At 38.3% G+C, this 20,261-nt stretch carries 15 protein-coding genes; 4 read left to right on the forward strand and 11 right to left on the reverse strand.

Features of this window, described 5'->3' with window-relative positions; translation table 11 throughout:
- Positions 1-84 precede the first annotated feature (84 nt).
- Entirely contained in the window at positions 85-729 is a 645-nt protein-coding gene (gene tmpT, locus FLM47_RS17110; RefSeq protein WP_178957079.1) for a thiopurine S-methyltransferase, read from the reverse strand.
- A 9-nt stretch (positions 730-738) separates the two neighbouring features.
- Positions 739-1,227, reverse strand: a complete 489-nt coding sequence (locus tag FLM47_RS17115) for a DUF2938 domain-containing protein (RefSeq protein WP_138740720.1) — start codon at positions 1,225-1,227, stop codon at positions 739-741.
- Between the two features lie 98 nt (positions 1,228-1,325).
- On the opposite strand from FLM47_RS17115, the gene FLM47_RS17120 reads away from it, so the two are divergent.
- Positions 1,326-2,216, forward strand: a complete 891-nt coding sequence (locus tag FLM47_RS17120; protein ID WP_178957080.1) for a LysR family transcriptional regulator — start codon at positions 1,326-1,328, stop codon at positions 2,214-2,216.
- Here FLM47_RS17120 and FLM47_RS17125 read toward each other — a convergent pair.
- The 6 genes from FLM47_RS17125 to FLM47_RS17150 form a co-directional block, all read right to left on the reverse strand.
- Positions 2,213-2,791: a DJ-1/PfpI family protein gene (locus tag FLM47_RS17125; protein ID WP_178957081.1), complete on the reverse strand. Its 579-nt coding sequence runs from the start codon at positions 2,789-2,791 to the stop codon at positions 2,213-2,215. The two genes, FLM47_RS17120 and FLM47_RS17125, sit on opposite strands and share 4 nt — an antisense overlap.
- Positions 2,788-3,705 (reverse strand): hypothetical protein, encoded by a 918-nt coding sequence (locus FLM47_RS18920; protein ID WP_256729749.1) that lies wholly within the window; start codon positions 3,703-3,705, stop codon positions 2,788-2,790. Before FLM47_RS18920 ends, FLM47_RS17125 begins: the two co-directional genes overlap by 4 nt.
- A 70-nt stretch (positions 3,706-3,775) precedes the next feature.
- Positions 3,776-5,245: a DNA recombination protein RmuC gene (rmuC, locus tag FLM47_RS17135; RefSeq protein WP_178957082.1), complete on the reverse strand. Its 1,470-nt coding sequence runs from the start codon at positions 5,243-5,245 to the stop codon at positions 3,776-3,778.
- 589 nt (positions 5,246-5,834) lie between these two features.
- Complete coding sequence (locus tag FLM47_RS17140) at positions 5,835-8,981, reverse strand: DEAD/DEAH box helicase (RefSeq protein ID WP_178957083.1); 3,147 nt, start codon at positions 8,979-8,981, stop codon at positions 5,835-5,837.
- Between the two features lie 414 nt (positions 8,982-9,395).
- Positions 9,396-10,358 (reverse strand): transcriptional regulator, encoded by a 963-nt coding sequence (locus tag FLM47_RS17145; RefSeq protein ID WP_010388796.1) that lies wholly within the window; start codon positions 10,356-10,358, stop codon positions 9,396-9,398.
- Between the two features lie 15 nt (positions 10,359-10,373).
- Positions 10,374-11,612 carry an AAA family ATPase gene (locus FLM47_RS17150; protein WP_178957084.1) on the reverse strand — a complete coding sequence of 413 codons (1,239 nt, stop codon included), beginning with the start codon at positions 11,610-11,612 and terminating at the stop codon, positions 10,374-10,376.
- Between the two features lie 771 nt (positions 11,613-12,383).
- On the opposite strand from FLM47_RS17150, the gene FLM47_RS17155 reads away from it, so the two are divergent.
- Positions 12,384-13,598 carry a hypothetical protein gene (locus FLM47_RS17155; RefSeq protein ID WP_013463357.1) on the forward strand — a complete coding sequence of 405 codons (1,215 nt, stop codon included), beginning with the start codon at positions 12,384-12,386 and terminating at the stop codon, positions 13,596-13,598.
- 61 nt (positions 13,599-13,659) lie between these two features.
- Here FLM47_RS17155 and FLM47_RS17160 read toward each other — a convergent pair whose 3' ends face one another.
- Positions 13,660-14,535, reverse strand: a complete 876-nt coding sequence (locus FLM47_RS17160; protein WP_178957085.1) for a DNA replication terminus site-binding protein — start codon at positions 14,533-14,535, stop codon at positions 13,660-13,662.
- A gap of 602 nt (positions 14,536-15,137) precedes the next feature.
- On the opposite strand from FLM47_RS17160, the gene FLM47_RS17165 reads away from it, so the two are divergent.
- On the forward strand, positions 15,138-16,487 hold the full coding sequence (locus tag FLM47_RS17165; RefSeq protein ID WP_178957438.1) for a class II 3-deoxy-7-phosphoheptulonate synthase: 1,350 nt from the start codon (positions 15,138-15,140) through the stop codon (positions 16,485-16,487).
- Between the two features lie 91 nt (positions 16,488-16,578).
- On the opposite strand, the gene FLM47_RS17170 is transcribed toward FLM47_RS17165, so the two are convergent.
- A complete protein-coding gene (locus FLM47_RS17170; protein WP_008108730.1) occupies positions 16,579-17,388 on the reverse strand; it encodes a pyruvate, water dikinase regulatory protein in 810 nt (269 codons plus the stop codon).
- Between the two features lie 154 nt (positions 17,389-17,542).
- Here FLM47_RS17170 and ppsA point away from each other — a divergent pair, with 154 nt between their 5' ends.
- The gene (gene ppsA / locus FLM47_RS17175; protein WP_008108727.1) at positions 17,543-19,918 is read left to right on the forward strand and encodes a phosphoenolpyruvate synthase; all 2,376 of its coding nucleotides are present in this window, start codon (positions 17,543-17,545) and stop codon (positions 19,916-19,918) included.
- A gap of 52 nt (positions 19,919-19,970) precedes the next feature.
- On the opposite strand, the gene FLM47_RS17180 is transcribed toward ppsA, so the two are convergent.
- Entirely contained in the window at positions 19,971-20,183 is a 213-nt protein-coding gene (locus FLM47_RS17180) for a PGPGW domain-containing protein (RefSeq protein ID WP_178957086.1), read from the reverse strand.
- Between the last annotated feature and the right edge of the window lie 78 nt (positions 20,184-20,261).

Here is a 20,261-nt window from a genome sequence, read left to right on the forward strand (position 1 = left end):
CCTTAATTGTTCGATGTGGTTATTATAATGCATGCTCAAATCACAATTAACTAGCCACAAAAATGCACAGCTAAAGTGCAAATTCTAAGAAGCTCTAGCAGTCATCAACCAAACCACAATACTGGCAGGGGTAACACCTTTAATACCTTGGTTTAATTTTTCGCAGCTGAGCATTTTTAAGCTGTACTGCTTTGCATAAATACTCTGTACCTCTGCCGCAGGCACACTGTATGGCGTGCCACTACGTTGAGATTGGTCGTAAATACAGGTGATCAATAATTGCGGTGCAGCATCACTTAGGCTAATCAAGTGTTGGGCATATTGACTGCGAATAGTGTAGGGTAGCGCGACTAAGGCACCGCGATCATATATTGCATCAACATGACCTAAATGCTCAACCGTTAAAGCAAACACATCACCGGCCCAAATACAGATCCCCAGAGCCTGATACGCAGTAAGTAGACCATGTGTCGTTATTTTTGGCGTAAGTGCTAATTCATCAAACAGTTGTTGAACAGCAAGCTCACTAAGTTCTACACCCACAACTTGCATGCCCTTATTGAGCAAGTAGTGTATATCAACTGTTTTGCCACACAAAGGTACAAACACACGACTATCTAGCGGTAAATTTAAGTTAGTAAAATAACGATCTAAACTCGGGTTTACATTATCGCCATGAAAGCCAACATCATTATTTTGCCAGCGCTTTAACCAATATTCTGCTTGCATAATAACCTCTCAAAAGAGTGACAGCGCTAATGCGCTTAGGTATAAACCCACACCAAACACTGCGTGCGATAAAATGCTTTTAATTCTAGCTGTGATTGGCTTTGATGTTTTAGCCGCAGCAATACCTAGCCCGAGAGCTGGTTGCATCAAAAAAAAAGGTATAACAACCGTTAGCACGCCAAAAAATAGAGCAGGCATTAAGCTTGGCGCTGTTAACCAATGATTTGGCAACAATAGTATAAATACCAATGCAAAAATAACCCCTATGAAGTAATGACTAAACCAACCAATTGCGCATTCATTAGGTTGTGCAGCGGTTTTACTAATAGCAAGGTGTTTCCACTTGCCGTAGCGCATTAAACATAGCCAGCGACCCACTATACAAAAGTTTAAAGAGTTAATACCAAACTTACTAAGTAGTAGCGCCCATACATCAAGTAATGCCGTAGCACCTATACCAATAATTATGACCGCCAACCAATCAATTGTTGAAAACATAATGTCACCCTTTGCTGAAAACTTAAGCACTATGATATATACTTGCAAAAACGTTAAATACAAAGATTTAATCAAACTTAAATTGCAAAAGTGGAATCATGTTAGACGATATAGTGTTGTTTGTGCACATAGTTCAACAAGGGGGCCTGTCTCAAGCAGGCGAGTATTTATCGCTCCCTGCGGCAACCGTTACAAGGCGATTACAACGCCTAGAGTCTCGACTGGGCCAAAAGCTGCTGCACCGCTCTGCGCGCCAATTTACACTAACCCAACAGGGAGAGGTTTATTACCAAAGCTACGCAAGTTTAGTTGAGCAGTTTGAACAAACCAGTCATCACCTCAATCAACAAAAAGAGCAATTAAGCGGCAAACTTAAAGTGCTTGCGCCGCTTAATATTTGCCATGGCTTTTTAAAGTCAATGTGGTTGTCGTTTACTAAAGAGTATCCTGATATCCAATTGGAACTTGTTTTAAGCAATCAACTTGAAGACATAATTAAAAGCCAAGCCGACTTAGCATTAAGAATCGGCCCACAAGCGGATTCACTTTTGCAACAAAAAAAACTCGGACAAGCAGATTCGATTTTGGTGGCTACCCCAATTTATTTAACCAATGCACCAGTGCTCACAGAACCAAGCGACCTTAAACAACACCGCTTAATTGGCACGACACTAAGAAATAAATGGCCACTCACTCACATTACTTCACGCGCAAGCTATACACACATGTGTCGATTTAGCAGTATTTATAACGATACTGGCTTTGTTAAATACCAAGTGGCTGATCATCAAGGAGTAGGCTTATTACCTAGATTTGAAATTATAAACGAGTTGGCAACAGGAGAGTTTGTAAGGGCATTACCAAACTGGCAAAGCCATAATCGCGAAATCTTTGCTATTTGGCCAAGCGGTCGTTTACTTAGTAAAAAAGCGGTTTGTTTACGTGATTACATACATAATTTTATTCAGCAACAGTTACCAGGGAGTTAACCATTTTTATGCCATCGGTATTCCATTTGCTTTGCTGTATGCTCAGCGTGTGATGGGCTTATTAACTGCGCAACTAATGCCAAACTCATATCAACTCCCGCAGAAATACCACCAGAGGTAGTAAATTTACCTTGTGACACCCAACGCTTATTTGCAACTACGTTTAGGCTTGGGAACATAGCAGCAAGATCGGCTTGATCTTCCCGATGCGTAGTCACCGTTAAGCCATCGAGCAAACCCGCTTTGGCTAATAAAAAAGCCCCTGTACACACCGAAGCAACGTGATTTGCAGAATCAGCCGCTTTTTTTACCCAGCTAATTACTTGCGACTTACTTAGCTCACCAGTATGAACACCACCAACCACAATAAGCAAATCAATAACCGGATGATCGGCAAAACTGTAATGGGGGTTTACACTAAACCCTGCGCGGGCAATTACTGGCGCTGCATGTTCTGCTACAAAAAATACCTGCCAGTTATTATCTGCTAAGCGCTTTGCCGTGCTAAACACTTCAAATGGGCCTGAAAAATCCAGTACTTCGGCATCATCGTAAATATAAATCCCAATGTTCATAACGTGTTTTCCTTGACTGCATCGAACATTAACTTTAACCATCTTAAGTCTTTTGCATCCAAATTTGCTTGTTTATGTAATGAGGGTTCATCGTAAACATCTTTATAAACATGACAGACAGCAACTTCTGTTAACTCACGCCATTTGTCATCGTTAAGTTCTGATAATGATCCATCAGCTAAATTAAAACAGCTTAAAGGATCATGCTCAGCTTCAGTCGTTCTAAGAGTTAACTCTAATTCTTGTAGAATAGGGTTGATCAACTGCAGCGTGTTTGCGGCCTCAAACTCTGTAATTATATTGTTTTGAGCTGCTTTTATTTCTTTTTCAAGTTGATACTGAGACAGTTTATCGGCAGAAGCACGAACATCATACTTATTCAGTAGGCCGGTGATGCTTGGCAACATAGCTTTAGCTGCAATGCCAGCTCCTAACAATGGGTTTGCAATAGCTGCTAAGCCGCCAACTAAAAGCATTCCGTAGGTGAGTTTTTGATCTAAAGCATCAATATCGTTGGCAAGCGACTGTAATGAGTTAGTTTGACCAACAGCTTGCTCACGCATAATTTCATCGGCACTGTTTAGCATATAGTGGCGAAGACCTGCTTCAGCGTGCTCATTAGGAAAATGAAAAATACGCCGCTTGGGCAAGTTATTAATCTCTGGTACACCTTTTGGTAAATAGCGCATGGTATGTAAAGCGAATTGATGTTCAGATAGTGCAAAAGGAATAACAAAGTAATGCTTTTCATCGAATGACGTAGGGGTTTGCGTACCAAAGCGCTCAAACGACGTAAAGATCGGCAAGCCATCGATTTTTTCTCTTGCTAAGACATACCCTTTATTAAATTCATCAAACAGTTGATCTGATGTTGATTTTAGCTTAGCGACTCCTTTATTTATAAAACCTTTCATCGCTATAAATTATCCTTCTTGTTACTTTAAACTGCACGTCTATATGATGACACAATAACGTTTAGCAAAATTATTCATCTAACTCTAATTGCGCTCGTTCAACGCTTTCTTTAGGCAATTCTTTTTGTACCGACACCCCTAATTCTTTAAACTCAGAAGCTTGTTTAATTAAGTTACCTTTACCGCGATATAACTGTGAAAACGCTTTATCGTAGCTTTCTTTGGCTTTATCGAGCTGTTTACCCACGCCTTCCATACTGGTTAAAAACCCATTGAGCTTGCTATAAAAACGCTCAGCACGATTAGCCAGCTCTTTTGAATATTTAGTTTGCTCTTCAAAGCGCCATAACTGTTTAACAATATTTAAACTGGTTAGCAGGGTAGTGGGGGTAGCAACCAGAATGTTTTTTTCAATGGCTTGTTGGTAAATGTCGCTTTGGTATTTAAGGGCTTCTACAAACGCGGATTCTATCGGTACAAACATGATCACTACCTCAGGGGAGTTAAGCCCTGGTAAGCGGTCATATGATTTACTAGCAAGCTCATTAATACGCGCTTTTACGGCCTCAACATGCTCTTTAATTGCTTGTTGAGCTTCTAGTTCATTATCGGCATTAACGTAGCGTGTGTATGCGTTTAGCGATGTTTTAGCATCAATCACTAAGTGGCGGCCTTGAGGTAAATACACCACTACATCAGGGCGCAAACGGCCGTCTTCGGTATTAAACGACACTTCTCGCTTGTAATCGGTACCAGCGCGTAGGCCTGCGCTGTCAAGCACATTTTCGAGCATGAGTTCGCCCCAATTACCTTGGGTTTTCTTTTGCCCTTGTAAGGCATTGCTTAGCTTATCGGCCTGATCGGTAATTGCTTGGCTTTTGGCTTGTAAATGTAATAGCTCGGTTTTAAGTGCTGCACGTTGCTGTAAGTCTTCAACGTGAATAGACTCCATTTTATCTCTAAAGCCTTTTAGCTCACCTTGAACCGGCTTAAGTAACTGCTCTATGCTTTCTTGATTGAGGGTTTTAAATTTTTGCGACTTTTCTTCTAATATTTGGTTAGCTAAATTTTCAAATTCTTTTTTAAGCGTTTCTTTACTTTGCTCTATATGGGCGAGTTGTTCACTAAAATGCTGCTGCTTTTGCTCAAGGGTAGTGCGTATATTATTAAGCTCTACATCGCGCAGGTTGTATTGCTCTCGCAGAACGGTTAGCTCAGCTTCGGCTTTACGCCAATATTGATTATAAAGTTGGCTTTGCTTTTCTTGCTCAGTTAAACGGGTTTTAAAATGCTGAGACTGATCCCGCTGCTCTTGATGTGTAAGTCCTAATAAATCGTGCTCTTCAACCAACGCGGCATATTGGCTTTGTGTTTGCTCATGCTGGCTTTGTAATAACATTAACTGTTGTTGTTGCTCATTTACTTGGCGCTTTATTTTTTTGCTTAATTGCATTGATACAACACCACAAATAGCCATGCCTGTTATAGCGCCAGCACTTACACTTAACCAATCTAAATGGGATAAAAACGAAGTAAACATAAAATAAACTTTTAAAATTTAGTGACATGCCATCATAACGAATAACGCTCTTTAGCAGTAGGGGTAACGCACTAAATTAAGCGCATAAAAAAAGCCAGCTATTAAAGCTGGCTCAATATTACTTAATCAGTAATCAAACAGGGAAATCAACATGAAACTTGTATAACAACACATCACTACAAGCATAATAGTAGACGCGTCCTGATTAAATTAGTTCAAAATAATTTTTAAAAAAGTTGAATTTAGAGCATAAAAAAAGCCAGCTAATAAAGCTGGCTCAATATTACTAAATTAGTAAATTAGTAATCAAACAGGGAAATCAACATGAAACTTGTATAACAACATATCAACTACAAGCATATTAATAGACCCAGCTATTATTGATTAGTTCAAAAATATTTTAAATAAAATTGTTTAAAATATTCAGGCAAAAAAAAAGCCAGCGCTGAACTGGCTGGCTTAATCATTACTATGTCTAGTAACTACTATATGGGATATCAACATGAAAACTTGGAGAAACTGCAATTTAACCAAGCTGTATTAATAGACGCCCACCATTCAAATAAGTTCAAAAAATTATTGTTAATTTTTAACTTTTAATTAAAGACAACATTTGTTGTTCATCAAACTGGGTAAAACTCATTGATTTTTCGGTAAATAATGCATCTACAAGCGCTTGTTTATCTTGCTGCATTTGAAACACCTTTTGTTCAATAGAGTTAGCCATAATCAATTTATACACAAATACCGGATTAGTTTGACCAATACGATAAGCACGATCGGTCGCTTGCTTTTCAACAGCTGGATTCCACCAAGGATCAAAATGAATAACGGTATCGGCTTGGGTTAAATTAAGCCCTGTGCCACCTGCTTTTAAGCTAATTAAAAATACCGAAGTAGTGCCACTGGTGAATTCGTCTATCACTTTATCGCGATGGCGCGTTTGCCCAGTTAACATGCTAAATTTAATGTTAAGTGTATTCAAACGCTCGGCAATTAAATCAAGAGCAGAGGTAAACTGGCTGAATATAATCACCTTACGGCCAAGGCTGAGCATTAAAGGTAAATGGCTTGATAACCATTCTAACTTAGCACTAGCAGCGTCGGTTTCTGGCTCAATAAGTTTAGGATGACAACATATTTGGCGAAGTTTTAATAGTGCCTCTAGAAAGGCGAGTTTACTTTTTTGCACGCCTTGCTCGGCAAATAAATCAATGAGTTTTTCTTCAAGCGCATGTGTTATGCCTTGGTACATGTCTTTTTGTTTAGGCTCAAACTCAAACTCTTTAACAAGCTCCGTTTTTTGCGGCAGTTCTTGAGCCACTTGGGCTTTAGTCCGGCGCAAAATAAACGGCATAATTAGCGCTTTTAACTGCTCTGCACGCTCAATGTTACTTTCGCGCTCAATAGGACCTTGAAAGTGCTGTTTAAAGTGTGCCTGGGAACCTAGTAGCGAAGGCATAGCAAAATCGAGTAACGACTTTAATTCAAATAAATTGTTCTCAATTGGGGTACCGCTTAAGCAAAGCTTAAAATCGGCATTCAAACGTTTAACTAACCGCGATACCTGTGCCGTATCATTTTTAATATACTGCGCTTCATCAAGAATAATGTTTTCAAAATACAGTGGCGAATAATAAGCAATGTCGCGTTTTAATAACGGATAGGTTGTTAATATACACTGTGCTTGTGCCAAGTGTTTCAACGCATCATTACGGTGTGCACCAAAAATAGTGGTCACTTTTAAGTTTTTAGCAAACTTGGTAATTTCGTTTTGCCAATTACTCACTAAGCTTGTTGGGCAAACAATAAGCGTAGGGCCAGCCTGCGGAGTATTATAAGAACTGGCTAAATAAGCAATCACCTGCAAAGTTTTACCCAAGCCCATATCGTCGGCTAAAATACCACCTAGCTGATTACGCTTTAAAAAGTTAAGCCAAGCTACGCCTTCTTGCTGGTATTCTCTAAGCACCACAGAATCGTGTAAGCCATGAATGGCGATATTGGGCGATAACAATGCGTCATTGCTTAGCTCATCAAGGTAGCGCTCTAATGAAGGATCATGTAGCTCAACATTAATGGCTGTGTGCTTAACTAACTCAGGTAAGTATGAAAGTGGAATATTAAATTCGTCGCGCGTTTTAATAAACTCAAATCGCAATTTAAACTCAATTAATAAATTAAACGCAGCCTTATCTATAACTCCAAATTGACGGCCAACGGGGTAGTAATAAAACAATTCGCTTTGACGATTTAACGATTCAAACAGTTTATTATTTACATTAAATAAAGTGGCCACTTTGGTATCGTTAAGCACAACTTTGCAATGCATTTGATGCCCAGCAGCTCTGTTTACATGCAAGGAAATTTGGTTTTTAGTATCGGCAATATTTATTTTGCTCATTGATACTTGCCAGCCACGTTGCTTAAAGCTTGGTAACACCTCATGCGCTAACCAGTGTAAGTGAATAGCCGATTCCTGACTAAAAATAAACTCGCTGTGTAAACCCCCTTTACAAAAATCAAAGCCTAAGTTGACCAGCTCGTTGGTAACGGTGTTTTCAAATGCACTATTTATTAGTTTTTCAGGCGCTGTACCTGCTAAGTAGTTTTTATTTTTATACTTAAACGATAACGAAATAGCCATTACTGAGCCCGACATGCTAACTTTAAGTACGGCATTACTCAACGACTTAACAGGCATGCTTAGTGCATTAGTAGGATGGGGAATAACACCGGCACCAAAATTATCAGCAAGCTGCTTATAAATTCGATCAAAGTTTGTATCGTGTAGTGCAGGTATTGTTTGTAAATGAGCAATTTCGTCAGCACTGAGCGGCGTGCGAATGCGGCCTAGCTTGTATTTATCTAAATCTAAGTAGATGGGCGGCGTAGTTTTAATTAACGCCCAATTAGGAATTTGATCAAGATGAATTTTTAACTGGGTGACTTCTTTTTGTTTTTCCCAAACAAAATTTAGGGGTAAGCCAGGTTGCGCTTTTATAGGTACTCGGGAACGCTGTAAAAATAATCGTTCTGTAGCTAGTAACTGCTGCAGCGCGTTAAAGCCCCATTGACCTTTGAGTTCAATATTACCGACCGCATTTTGCGAGCGGATCCAGCTGTATAATCTAAAATCACTTTCTAGCAGGTCGCTAGGGGTTACAAAACTATTAAGCTGTTGCTCAGTTAAATTGCGACCTAATGCATAATTATTATTTTTATCGTAGTTGGCAATTTTAGGCGTTAAAAATACTTTATCGTTTTCAATATCTAATACAAACAGTAACACTTGTGATGGATGAGCTTGATCGGTGTTTTTAAGCGAGCTGAGTTCGCTAAACCAGTCATTAATAAAATAGTCTTCGCCGTATTCACCTGAGTGTTCAATTTTAAGTTTTAACAAAATTGCAGCCAAATGGCGGCATTTAGTTTTAACATTACAAGTACAGTGAGTGTCGACTGAATAGCCAGTTGGTAATTTACTGATCTCAATTCGTTGGTTAAACGCAATGCCCTTATCGCCTTGCACAGTAGAATCAACAACAGAAAAATCAGCATTATGTTCTAACCAACTTATTTGGCCGTTTTTATAATACGACTTACCTTTTGCTAACACCGCGGGTTTAAACAATTTTTTTATGAATCGCTCAGAAAGAGGAAACTGGGTAGCCTGCTCATTTTTAATTTCTTCAAAAATAGCCATTAAATCATTTTTTGATAAGTTAGCAGACATGTCACTCAAAGTATTAAAATTTAAAAACAATTTTTCCAGTATATGCCTTATCAACGCTGAGCTAAAGCAATATTATTTTTAAAATAAACTGGTTGGATCTGATTGGTTAGTAAAAAATTGGTTTATAAGGATTGTTTAATTTTGCTCACTAAAAAAAGGCGTTTAAATTACAAAATAAAAACAATAAATTAACTTAATAGAGAGGTTTTGCTAGGAGTAGATCAGGTTTTTACTAACAAGGTAGCAATTTAATCAAATAGAGTAGGTTTAGTTAGTAAAGATACGATCCTTAGTAGTTTATCGGGCTTTATTTGCTTTTTATCACCACGGAAGATCAGATTTTTACTAACTAATTAAGAAGGCTAGATCACTATTTAACTAACCTCCCCCCTTTACAGATCACGATATTACTAACTAATTAAAAGCACTTAATAGTTTAGTAAGTTGTTCTAAGCGCTTGTCTGTCATCACTTTATTATTAATTTTTATTGAAACGTCACCACTTTTAAGGTTACGTTGCACACTAATAAAGTCGTTTTCAAGCACAGCCTCACGCTTTAATGCTGTTTTAGGCTCTGCGGTTAATAGTTTAGTGATCAGCATAGCGCGCTTGTCGTCGGCTTCTAAGGCGTTAACTTCATCATTGCTTGCAAGTGCTACAACTAACTCGTTAAATGCAACCTCGTCTCGCTCCTTTGCGTTAATCAGCTTTTTAGCGACTTCTCTACCAACATGATTAGCTGTTGGGTAAAGGGCTATAACATCGGCAGATATTTGCTCATACGCTTTAATCGCATCCGCAATGGCGGTATGCGATACCCCTTCAATAACGGCAATCTCGCGGTACGATCCTTTTTTGCCTTGTTGAATGAGTTCGTTTCGAGTTTGCTGATACGCTTGACCTAACTCCCAAAGACTTGGAGCAATGTATTGATCCGAAGAAACTGCTAACACTTTAGCATCTTGCTCATTAAAATCACTTGAACTCAAAACAAGATAATCTGCACCAGCCAAAATACAGGCTTTGCGACGTCTTGAGCCTGCAAGAACAAGACTCATATCACCTTGATCCCAAAGCAGGGCGGGGTGCTGATTACGTCCATCTTCTTTAATTGCAGGAAGTATATCGGATACCGACTTTTCGTTTAAAAGCGCTTGTACACGGCGATTTTTACCATAAACCTGAGTCGATTTTTCAATCTCGTTATGAGCAATCACTTTACAAACCAAGGTAATTTCGCGATTAGGATCGCTTGGCGCAGGCATACGAATAACATCGCCTGCATTAGCTTGCTCTAAAAGAGCGTCTAAGCTGCTACTGCCAACAGCGGTTGCAAAGGGATCTAAGCGGGTGTCATTTTTACGTTTTTTAGCCATTTTTAGTCAACATCCTTACTTAGGCGTATTTAATTTTGATTGTGTAGATTGCCAATTTGAACGAATTAGCATTTCGAGTTCGTCTACAACATCTTTGATATTTTCTTGTGCGCGCATTAACGATTCTCTACTCGCTAAACTGTCAGACGCTTTTTGATCAAAAATAGTATTAAACGAGGATGAACTCGCAGTAATTGCTGAGCTGTGATTAATAGGGTAGCTCATGACTTGGCGACCAAAGGCGCTTCTTACGTCTTTAACTATGTCACGTTGTGAGTGATTACCTTTTACATAATTGGTAACCAAAAATTGCATAAAGTCCCAACCATCGTGACCAAGAGCTGCAACGGTATGATAAATCTCACCTAAACGTTTTAAATATTTATTATTAGCATCAAAGTCTACCGCTTCAGGATGAACCGGTATAAGCATCGCTGTAGAAGCCATTAATGCATTATAAAACATAAAGTTAAGAGTAGGCGCTGTATCAATTAGTAAAATATCAAATTCATCTTTTACTGGCTCGATAACACGCTCTAACAGCTTATGGTAATGGCGAGTTTGCTCATAGTTTGAGGTGTCTTTAAGCAACGTTGCAGTTTCGTGTTCAAAATAAAAATCATCCATACCTGAGGGTAAAACACGAATATTAGGAATATGAGTTGGTAAAAAAGAGTTTGAAACAAATTCAGACCAGGTTTCTCCTTCTTCAAGATCAATGCAGTCACGCATTAAATCACCAACAGTAATTGGATCGGGCTCAGAAGATGGGAAAAAGCTAGATGATGACCCCTGTGGATCTAAATCGACAATGCCAATTCGGTAACGCTTGATGTTAGTAGTTGCAAGTGCTGCAGCAATATTAACCATGCTCGTTGTTTTACCACAACCACCTTTTAGTGAATTAATAACAATAACTTGGAGTTTGTCTGTCGGTGCACGATGATCGGGTTTTATATCCATTATATCGGCCATGGCAAAAATATTAACCAACGTATAAGCGTAATGACCGTTTGCACCGCGTTTTATGTTTAAATCGTCAAAATCACCATTGTCATGGCGTCTTTTTAAGGTACGATTATTACAACCAAGTAAATCAGCAGCGGCTTTTTGGGTGTAGGTTCTTAATTCTTTTTCTTCAGATTTAAGATGGGCGCGGTAATGTTGAATACGTCCTTCTAGTGATTTTTCAGCAACTTCTGCGGTTGCTTTCAAAAGTCGGTAGGTATCTAGCGCATTATTATTGATAGACATACTTTATTCCTCAAAGTTAGGCGTTTAGTATAATGTCCATTCAATTAGCTGTAAACAACTATTTAAGGCGACATGCATTTTAAATACATGACATATAAAATAATTTTACGCCTTTAATATTGCTTAGTATAAATAAAGAAGTTTAAGTATGGTTAAATATATAAGGTATTAAAGGCTAAGGCCTTAAAATATACATATAACATTATGATTTATATAAACAATGTTAAAAAAACTGGATCAGTATTGTACGTGGTTAAGATCAGATCCTTATCTACTAGCAGATCACCTTTTTACTAAGCAAATATTTAGCAGCTTAGTTACGCACAGGTTAAGCACTGAGTTACTCACAAAATAGATGCTGTAGATCATGTTTTTACTAAGTAAATTATAAAGTTATGCACCCACCATCAGGAATAATAAGCGGTTTAATTAGTATAGATCTGATCTGTAGTAAGTACAGATCAGATCTATGCTAACTGGAACTAAACTTATCCACAGGCCTCTCATTTTTACTGTCATTTGTCGTGCTAAATTTAAAAAAAAACACTTTGCAATGGACAAATTTATTCTTCAGTTAGTAAAAATTCGGTTTATTAAAGCCTAGTTAGTAAAAACCTGATCTGAAATCTCATGTTTTAACTTTTTCTTAGTAAAATATTGATCTGTGCATTTTATTTGAAGTCAGATCACTTTTATACTAACTTAAACATTTAACTTTTGTGGCTTTATGTGTTGTTATTAGCTGTCACAATAAAAACGGAAATAAAAACCATGAGCCGAAAGGTCAACATCTCGGTAGATAACTTGCCCGATACACTTAGGGGCCAAATTCACGGGGTGGAAAGTGCAATTGATAACGAAAGCTTAGCACTATTTACAGATAATAAAGATGTGCGAATTTCGATAGAAAATGCAGCCCATGGGTTACGCGCTTACTCTAACACATTTAACCATTATGATCTGTGGGGACGCTTTGTTCGCTCAGGACATAAAAAGCTGCCACTTGAAGAAGCCCCTAAAAAAACCATAATTACACGTAAGATATCTGAAAAAGTAGACGGTATTTTATACGATGGTGAAATTAAAATAACACCGGCTGTGGTAAGTACTCGTAAAGATGGTGAAGACGTAGAATACTTAGTTTGGCCATCAGATAGAGAAGAAAAAGTTGAGCGTGCACTTATTCGCCTTGCTTCAAAAGGTAAAATAGTAAAAATTAATTTTAAGTCCGGTATTCAATATGCCGTTGTGTTTTCTATGAACGAATTAGCACAAGAACTTAAAGCGGTAGGTCAATCTATGCCTTACCCACAAATTAAAGAATCGCTCGAAGCATTACAAGGTTCAAAACTTTCTTTTAAATATTCTGCTACTGACACTAAAAACTCAGATATTGATGATTCGTTCTACGAGTCGAATATGAACTTTTTATCGTCTTTACACTTTAGTGGTAAAAAAGGCCAAGGCGGAAATGTTAAATGTGTAGCGTGTTTAAATGCGTTTGTTCATAACATGATAGATAACCTTGAATATAAAGGTTATTATTTTAATAGTGCTCAAGAGTTAAAGCGCGGATTATCGCGTTGGATGATGCTACGTTTATATCATTTATGGCGCTATGCTGCCCCAGGAAAAACATACCATTTTAGACTGCTGTCTATTATGGAAAAATATGGCTCTATCTATTCAACTGATGATATTACCGAAAATAAATTAAAAGCACTGCGCCGTGATATGACTACCACGATGAAAGATTTAATAGAAAAAGGAGCAATATCTGAGTACAGCATTACTAATGTAAAAGATGATAAAACAGGTAATATTGTAGATTACACTTATGAAATGCACCCATCTGATCAGTTTTGTGATGAGATACTGGCATTAAATAAACATAACAAGCGTATAGAGATACAAGGTGGTAAACGCATTGTTGAAAATGCAGTATTAATTGATGAAGATAAGCTGGAAGAAATTGTAGAAAAATAATTATATTAATTTTTACCAGTAGTTATATTAAAGGCCACATTAAGTGGCCTTTTTAACATAATTACTTTGTTACTTGTTCTAAATATAAACGGTCTACCAGAAAGTCATACTCACGTTTTCGTGGATGTGATAACGGTTTTTCGTAACTCGGCAGTTGGCCATACTTAACATCGGGTTGTGGGTTTATAAGAATAAAAGGTAAGGCCGCACTAACATGATAACGATTTTGAGCCGTGTATCTTACATTAACTTGTGGGCTAACTCGGGTAGGGCGCCTAATTCGTAATTTTTCTTTTTCACCTAGACTGGCAACACGAACTTGCTCTTGAGCAACCAATGATTGCCATTTTTGCTGATCAATCATTCTTGGGTTTTTATACCCAGCGGACTTTTCGAGCATTTCAAGAGCCATCTTTTTTGTGAGTGTTTTAGTTGCGTGTTTATGCATCCAAGTAAAACGAACTGAAAAAGGGGATTCGCTTTCGCTATGAATTTTACGATAAGCGGCAAGCGTAATTAAATTTGGCATAGCATTATGTACGGCTTCAAATCGAGCATCGTTATTGTCTATCGCCAAAATACAATTTTTAAATGCCGCTTTTGCATTATTAACTTGAGCAATCCGATCAATAATAGCTTGTTTATTAGCGTCTTGTATAATTAATAAACCAGGGTGGCGCTTTAATACGCGACTACTCAGACCAGGCTTTTTATACATATCAGAAAAAGAATTTAAAATAGCCTTATGTGCCAGTTCCCCTGTAATTTTAGATACTGCAATCGACTCGGGAATTATATTTTCATCCACACTGCTTATTTCTGGCAGTTGATAGTATTCAGCTTTAGCAAACCCATACTCTTTAAGTTCCTCAATTAGCCTAAGCGTTAACTCATTGAGTAAATCAAACTGACTTCTAATTTGTACCTTCGTAACCATAACACCAACAAGAACACATCTTACTATTTAGTTATTTTCGCAAATAACCTTTTCTTTTGGTAGTTACTTTTTAAATATTATTCTAATGCCAAGATTGAATTCAAATCAGATTAAGTATGATGTGTTCTTTATTGTTGGTGTGATCATTTTAATAATAATATTTTCTAACTAACTAATAGTTATATATAAACGCAGTATGAAGTAGTGGGTATAACCAGCAGAACTACTCAGCTAGCATATATATTTGAAACTACATAACTGACGGCTGATATATTTAATTTTAACTGTAAAGTTAAGAATACATATAGTTGATTTAAGTATGATGTGTTCCTTGTGTTAACATTATCTTATACAGCTTAGCTAAGTGGCTACAAGCAAAGCTTAATAAATACCACTCTTACTATTTATCCTACTGTTTTATAATGTATTAGTGTTCTTTATTTATATATTTATTATCAATAAAATAGTTAAATCATAGATAATAATCCTATTTAAATTTAACTAATAACTAAATAATTCGTAAATAGTCGATTTAGTCCTTGAACAAAGCCCTCTGCATACGTTAATTTCAATACATCAGGTAATAGGAATGAGGAATGAACATGCAATCGTGGAACCCAAATAGTTGGAGAGAACTGCCAATACTGCAGCAGCCACAGTACCCAGATCAAGACGTATTAAAATCGGTTGAAGGCCAGCTTAAAAGCGCACCGCCTTTAGTGTTTGCAGAAGAGACTAGAAGTTTGTTTAAACAACTTGAAGATGTGTGTGAAGGCCGCGCATTTTTACTTCAAGGTGGTGACTGCGCAGAATCATTTAGTGACTTTAACGCTGCAAATATTCGCGATACATTTAAGACCATTTTACAAATGGCTGTAGTACTAACCTATGGCGGTAAATGCCCAGTTGTAAAAATTGCACGTATGGCAGGTCAATACGCTAAGCCACGCTCAGCCGACTTAGAAATAATAGACGGTGTTTCGTTACCATCTTACCGTGGTGATATAGTAAATAACTTTGAGTTTACTGAAGAAGCACGTATTCCAGACCCCCAGCGTTTAATGACCGCGTATCATCACAGTGCGGCAACACTCAACCTACTACGTGCTTTTGCACAAGGTGGGCTTGCTGACTTACATCAGGTTAACCGTTGGAACATGGGCTTTGTTGCTGCTAATCCACAAAAAGCAAAATACCAACAGCTGGCAGATAAAATTCAAGACGCTTTAGAATTCATGGAAGTATGTGGTATTAATTCAACTATAGCGCCAAGCTTAAAAGAAACAGATTTATATACATCACACGAAGCGTTATTGCTAGGCTATGAAGAGGCATTAACCCGTAGAGACCATTTATCAGGCGACTGGTACGATTGTTCAGCGCACTTTGTTTGGATTGGTGAGCGTACACGTCAGTTAGACCATGCTCATATTGAATTCTTTAAGGGCATTAAAAATCCAATAGGCGTTAAAGTTGGCCCAGGTATGGATCCTGACGAACTTATCCGTTTAATTGATGCACTAAACCCAGATAACATTCCTGGCAGGTTAACGCTCATTACACGAATGGGTGCAGATGTATTACCAGAGAAGCTACCAGCGCTTGTTCGCAAAGTACAGCAAGAAGGGCGTAAGGTAATTTGGAGCTCAGATCCAATGCATGGCAATACAGAGAAAGCCAGCTCAGGTTATAAAACTCGCAGCTTTGATAACATTATGCGCGAAATTAGTCAGTTCTTCGCTGTTCACAAAGCTGAAGGCTCATACGCAGGTGGTGTTCATTTAGAAATGACCGGACAACACGTTACTGAATGTACCGGTGGTGCATACGGTTTATCAGATGATGACTTAGCGCAGCGTTACAAAACTCAATGTGACCCTCGCTTAAATGCCGACCAAGTATTAGAGCTTGGCTTTTTAGTTGCAGACCTTTTAAAGGATGCTCGCAAGTAATACACCTTCTTAAAATGTTAAAAGCCGCTATTATTTAGCGGCTTTTTTGTGTCCTGGGCGCAATTACATGCTTAAATCACATGTTAGTTTGTTAGTACTTACGGCGCTCAAGACCTGTATCAGAAATGATTTTTGCTGAGATCTCTTCAACAGAATGGTGGGTAGAATTTAAATGAGCAATTTTATGCTTCTTATAGAGCATTTCTACTTCGCGCACTTCAATACGACACTGTCTAATTGATGCATATTTTGAATTTGCCATTCGTCTATCTCTGATCGCAGCCAGTCTCTCAGGGTCTATAGTTAAACCAAACAGTTTATGCTTATAAGGCACTAAGCACTTGGGTAACCCTTCGCTTTCTAAATCATCTTCTGTGATCGGATAGTTAGCCGCTTTAATACCGTATTGCAGGGCTAAATAGAGGCTTGTTGGCGTTTTACCGCTTCGACTAACGCCAACTAAAATAATATCAGCCTCAGCAAAGTTTTTAATATTACCGCCGTCGTCATTCATTAAAGCATAGTTAACTGCATCAATTCTAAAGTCATAACTTTTTTCGTGTATTGAATGGGTTCTATGTACTTTAGGTACTGGGGCAACGTTTAATTCGCTTTCAATTTTTTCGCTATAGGTTGTTAAAAAGTCATACGAGACAGCATCTGCAGAGCGAATAATTTCCGATAATTTATGGTTCACAAAAGTAAAAAACACTAGAGGCTTCTCACCTTGCTTAGACGATGTGGCGTTAATAAGCGCTTTGATTTCATGCGCTTTTTCTTCGGTTTCTACAAAAGGAATTGTTTTATGATTAAATTCGACAGGAAATAAAGACAAGGTCGCATGACCAAACACTTCAGATGTGATTGCCGTACCATCTGAAATATAAAACGCAGTTCTCATAAAGCCTCTTTTTTATTACATTTAATTTTAAAATAAGTGTATCACGGTTTACGTGAGGACGTTTGCCAGTGTAGAATGGGGGCGACCTTTATAAAAGGTTTTCTTTCTTAACTCTCACAGTTAGTACTACAATTTGTTTTTTGGAGAAAGATCCGTGCAAGAATACGTTCTCTGGTATCAAGAGCTTGGTATGCAAGATGTTCCTCGAGTTGGTGGTAAAAATGCCTCACTTGGTGAAATGATTTCAAACTTAGCTAACGCAGGTGTGCAAGTCCCAGGTGGTTTTGCTACAACCTCAGACGCTTTTAACGAGTTTTTAGAACAATCAGGACTCAACGCAAAAATTCACGACATTTTAGATACTCTTGATGTTGATGATGTAAACACACTCGCCAAAGTCGGCGCCGATATCCGTCAGTGGATTATCGATACCCCATTCCAACCTAGTCTAGATAAAGCAATCCGCGATGCATACAGCCAACTTCATGGTGACGCTTCTGCAGATGTTTCATTCGCTGTTCGTTCATCAGCTACTGCTGAAGATATGCCAGACGCCTCGTTTGCAGGCCAACAAGAAACGTTCTTAAACGTTGTTGGTATTGATTCTGTAATGACTGCTATTAAACACGTATTCGCTTCGTTATTTAACGACCGCGCTATTTCTTATCGTGTTCACCAAGGCTACGATCACCGTGGTGTAGCGTTATCAGCGGGTATTCAACGCATGGTACGCTCTGATAAATCAGCATCAGGTGTAATGTTCAGTATTGATACTGAATCGGGCTTTGAAGATGTAGTGTTTATCACATCAAGCTATGGTTTGGGTGAAATGGTTGTTCAGGGTGCGGTTAACCCTGATGAATTTTATGTTCATAAACCAACGCTACTTAAAAACAAGCCAGCTGTAGTACGTCGTAACATTGGCTCTAAAGCCATTCAAATGATTTACTCTCAAGACAAAGCTCATGGCAAACAAGTAGAAATTGTTGACGTAGACTCAGCACTTTCAAACAAATTTTCGATTACAGATGAAGAAGTGCAAGATCTTGCCAAACAAGCTGTAATCATTGAAAAACATTACGGTCGTCCAATGGACATCGAATGGGCAAAAGATGGTAACGATGGCAAACTATATATAGTTCAAGCCCGTCCAGAAACTGTTCGCTCAAACGAAGACACAAACGTAATGGAACGCTTCCAACTAAATGGCAGCAGCAATGTTGTTGTTGAAGGCCGTGCAATTGGTCATAAAATTGGTAGTGGTGTTGTACGTGTACTTGACTCAATCAAAGAGATGGACCAAGTACAAGTAGGTGACATATTAGTTACCGACATGACAGACCCAGACTGGGAACCTATTATGAAACGCGCGGCTGCGATTGTTACAAATCGTGGTGGTCGGACATGTCATGCTGCAATCATTGCACGTGAGTTAGGTATTCCAGCCGTTGTTGGTTGTGGTAATGCAACAGACTTAATTAAAGCTGGTCAAGAAGTTACTGTATCATGCGCCGAAGGCGATACTGGTTTCATCTACGAAGGTATTTTAGACTTTGAAGTACTTACTTCACGTGTTGATGAAATGCCTGAACTTCCAATGAAAGTGATGATGAACGTAGGTAACCCAGATCGCGCATTCGATTTTGCACGTTTACCACATTCAGGTGTTGGCCTTGCGCGCGTTGAGTTTATCATCAACCGTATGATTGGCGTTCACCCTAAAGCGTTATTAAATTTTGATGCACAAACAGATGCATTAAAAGCAGAAATCACAGACATGATTGCCGGTTACGAATCACCTGTTGAATTCTATATTGGTAAACTAGTAGAAGGTATTTCTACCTTAGGTTGTGCGTTTGCACCAGAGCGTGTAATTGTTCGTATGTCTGATTTTAAATCAAACGAATATGCTAACTTAGTGGGCGGCCAGCAATACGAGCCAGAAGAAGAAAACCCAATGATTGGTTTCCGTGGCGCTGCACGTTATATCTCTGAAGACTTCCGTGATTGTTTTGCACTTGAGTGTGAAGCTATAAAACGCGTAAGAAACAGCATGGATATGACCAACATCGAAATCATGATCCCATTCGTACGTACCCTTGAAGAAGGTAAACGCGTTATTGAATTACTTGAAGAACATGGCCTTAAACGTGGCGAAAATGGTCTTAAAGTAATCATGATGTGTGAGCTTCCGTCAAATGCATTAATGGCTGAAGAATTCTTAGAATACTTCGATGGTTTCTCTATCGGTTCTAACGATTTAACACAGTTAACGCTTGGTCTTGATCGCGACTCAGGTTTAATTGCTCACCTATTTGATGAGCGTGACCCTGCAATCAAAAAGCTACTTTCTATGGCTATTAAAACAGCCAAAGAAAAAGGTAAATATGTAGGTATTTGTGGTCAAGGTCCTTCAGATCATGAAGACTTTGCAGCATGGTTAGTAGAGCAGGGCATTGACTCTGTTTCGCTAAACCCAGATACAGTACTAGAAACATGGTTATACTTAGCAGACAAACTTGCTAAGTAAGTTACCTCGTTAAAAAATGCCAGCAACTGCTGGCATTTTTTATGGCTAAAAATTAATTTTTTGCTAATTTTTTATCTAAGTAGGCACATGAACGAGTCAGTGCTTTTTGGCACCATGTTAAATACCCTCTAGCTTTAGGGTAATACATAGAAAAGCAGAATAAGCCTGCAATAAAAAATATTAACGATGGCCCTGGCACCACAGCAAACAATAATCCGAGTAAAATAAACACTGTTCCGCTGATCTGCATTAGTAGTTTTTTCATATAAACCTCATAGTAGGCGTTTAACTTGATTATAATTGCAGCTGCTCATATATCGATAAAAAGAGTGTTACAAACTGT

Source organism: Pseudoalteromonas sp. Scap06 (assembly GCF_013394165.1).
In the GTDB taxonomy this organism is placed as follows: domain Bacteria; phylum Pseudomonadota; class Gammaproteobacteria; order Enterobacterales; family Alteromonadaceae; genus Pseudoalteromonas.